This is a genomic window from Verrucomicrobiota bacterium, assembly GCA_016871495.1.
GTDB lineage: Bacteria > Verrucomicrobiota > Verrucomicrobiia > Limisphaerales > VHDF01 > VHDF01.
Genome location: VHDF01000185.1, coordinates 1 through 2,804 on the forward strand (window position 1 = coordinate 1; position 2,804 = coordinate 2,804).

The 2,804-nt window shown below is 63.1% G+C and carries 2 protein-coding genes; both read left to right on the forward strand.

Features of this window, described 5'->3' with window-relative positions:
- On the forward strand, positions 1-2,191 hold a 2,191-nt coding region (locus FJ404_19665), incomplete at its 5' end, for a hypothetical protein (GenBank protein MBM3825064.1).
- Between the two features lie 213 nt (positions 2,192-2,404).
- Positions 2,405-2,804: hypothetical protein (locus tag FJ404_19670; protein MBM3825065.1), on the forward strand; the 400-nt coding region annotated here is incomplete at its 3' end.

Genomic DNA, 2,804 nt, shown 5'->3' on the forward strand with positions numbered 1-2,804 from the left:
CAGCAGCGTGGGAGGCGCGCTGGCCATTCGGACCGAGGAATTGCCCTTGGGCTTTCGCGGCGCCGAGTATCGCGCCACCCTCCTGGCCAAGGGAGGCACACCACCTTATCGCTGGAGTCTGGTCCCTGGGAGCACGCCGCTGCCGCCCGGGCTCACCCTGAATGAAGCCACCGGTGTCCTCCAGGGCACCACCCCTTCGCCCGTTCTCACTTCGGTCAACGTCCGCGTCCTGGACGCCGCGAATGCTTCTGTGCAAACGGAATTCTTTCTGCTCGTGCTGCCAGGCGAAGAACCCTTTATCTGGCTCGATCCCTTGAGCGAAACGGTGGAGCAAGGCGACGATGTCGAATTGGAAGTGTTCGCAACCGGGGCCGAGCCTCTCCTGTTCCAATGGCAACGCAACGGCGTCGATTTGCCGGGGGAAACGGATTCCGTCTTGGAGCTGGATTCCGTCACGCCCACATCCCGCGGCGACTACACCGTGGTTGTTCGCAATGCTCTGGGGACGGTCGTCAGCCGTCCCGCGCGGATCTCCATCCTTGCCCCGCCCACCATCGTTCGACAGCCCCAAAGCCAGTCGGTCGCTCAGGGCGCCAGGGTCGAATTCTCGGTCGGCGTGGAAGGCACCGGCCCGTTCCGTTATCAGTGGCAGCTCAATGGCGAGGACATCCCGGGCGCGACCCGTGCCACTTTGGTCATCCCTTCGGCCCAGTTGGGCGACTTCGGAGATTACAGCGTCGTGGCGGAGGCTCCAGATGGAGCGGTGGACAGCCAGGAGGCCAGTCTCTTGATCGCCGTTCCGGCTCTGCCGTTCTCGGACCGCTTCGCGACTCGCCAGTCGATCAATACAGCCCAGGGCGTTGGAATCGGATCGAATGCGAATGCGACCCGCGAGGCGGGTGAACCCTTGCACGCGCAGGAGGATGGCGGAGCCTCCGTCTGGATCGAATGGGTCGCGCCAGCCACTGGCATTGCCAGTTTTCGAACCGCCGGGAGCGATTTCGACACCGTCCTTGCCGTTTACACCGGCAGCACCCTGGCCACATTGCAGGAGGTCGCTTCCGACGAGGATGGCGGAAACTTTTTCACCAGCGTCGTTCAATTCAATGCGGTCCAGGGCATCCGCTACGCCATCGCCATCGACGGCTACTTTGGCGAGGAGGGATCCATCGTGCTCGCCTGGGAGCTCAACACCACCAGCGCCAAACTGCCCCGCATCACCGCTCAGCCGCGAGATCAGATCGTGCGATTGGGAAACCAAGCCCGATTCGAGATTCGGGCCACAAGCGAGCCGCCTGACAACACTCCCATCCGGTATCAATGGTTTCGCAACGGTGAGGTTCTTCCTGGAGCCACCCGCGCGGAGCTCGTCGTGCCGCAAGTGGGACTCGTGGATCTCGGACTCTATCAGGTCACGGTCCAGAACGACGCGGGCTCGCTCCGCAGCTTCTTCGTGGTCCTGCTGGTGAGTGAAATGGAAGGCCTGTTGGACGCGGACATTGGCATCGTGGACAAATTTGCCAACGCGGTCCCTCTCAGCCGACCGCCCCTCGGCGTTTTCCTGCGCAAGGCCAGCTTGAAACACGACGCCTTCGACGGCACCGGCACCGCCGCTGCTCGCGGCTACTCCGGCACGCAAATCTTCAATTCATTTGGCTCCACCACCGAAGAACGAGAACCCAATCACTGCGGGGTGATCGGAGGAGCATCCCAGTGGTTCACTTATCAAGCCGAGGCTGACGGTCTGCTCCTCGTCTCCACCGAAGGCAGCAGTTTTGATACGGTCCTGGCCGTGTACACGGGGACGGGAACCGACCTCCAGTCCTTGAAACTCGAGGCCTGTGACAATGATTCGGGCGTGGCGCGAGCAAGCCGGGTCCAGCTTAATGTCAAGGCCGGGACGCTCTACTTCGTGGCGGTGGACGGCGTCAACGGCGCCACCGGCAACGCTCGCCTGACCTATCTATTGGACTCAGCGCCGAGGCTGTCCGTCCCGCGCGTTCAGAATGGCCAGTTGAGAATGTCGATCAACGCGCAAGTCGGCCGCGCCTATTCCCTGCAAAGTTCGACCGATTTGAAAACCTGGAAAACGGTTCGAAACGCAAGCGCCACTCAGACCACATTGGAATTCACGGATGCCCAGCCGGCTGCCGGAACGGCGATCTATTACCGCGTGTTTTCGGGGCGATAGTTCGAGCCATGCATTAGGTCCGGCTTTCTTCGGACCTTCCCGACGGCGAAGTCTGCGCCGTTCGGAAGCATTTGACTCAAGTGATGGCCTCCACTCTGGGCGGGCCATGAAGAGCGAGGAGACCGCTGCGCGCGGGTTCGCGTGCCCGGAAGCGCCGTGAACGGCGCGCCCCGGCAACTTGCGGATGCACCGGACCGCGTCCGGTGCATCCCGATGTTGCCGGTGATGCAGGTAGGGCGCGTCCGTCCCGGCGCGCCGCCGGAGCATGATGTTTTGCATCCAGTGGGCGGCGGGCTGGGACAGGCCCGCCCTACCAACAACATCGGGATACACGGGACCGCGTCTGCGTCCGCAAAATCCCGTTGCATGAAGCTCTGCCTGGGCGAATGCTTCGCCATCACTCCCATGTACTCGCGGATTCCTGTCCAGACGCAGGCTCTCTCATCGACCGCGCCCCAGCCACGCTCCACCGCTCCTCTGCTCCGAGCTCAGCATTGGCCTGGCGGCCAAGGGGCGCGAGCTGCCGGGCGTTCTGTTTCGCAGAAGTCCATCACCGTCGCGAGTCTTCTGCTGTGCGTTCTCGCGGCCTCCATCACCGCCCACGCCGTCACGG